A 269-nucleotide genomic window follows, 5' to 3' on the forward strand; every position below is an offset into this window, starting at 1 on the left:
CTCCCGTCGATCCAACAACAAAAAGGCCGCATTCTCGAAGATATGCGGCCTTTGCCTTTGCGGTTACCGGCTGTTGCTATTACTCAGCAACGAGCTTCAGCATGAGCGTGTAATGCGGATCGCCCAACCGCACGGTGGTCGATTCGCCTGCATTCAGATGCACAGCAACATCGTGCACGTCGAGGCCAGTCGTGTTGACCACCTCGCTCACGCAATCCGCTGGTCCCGTCTTCGTGACGCCGGACAGGCTCGTGTCGGCCGCCGAGACG

Annotated in this window: 1 pseudogene; it reads right to left on the minus strand. The window is 59.1% G+C overall.

The window, feature by feature from the left end:
- Nucleotides 1–79: 79 nt before the first annotated feature.
- Nucleotides 80–269: pseudogene (locus tag SB751_RS30960) on the minus strand (hypothetical protein); the annotation flags it as partial.

This window comes from Cupriavidus sp. SIMBA_020 (assembly GCF_046535395.1).
Lineage (GTDB): Bacteria > Pseudomonadota > Gammaproteobacteria > Burkholderiales > Burkholderiaceae > Cupriavidus > Cupriavidus campinensis.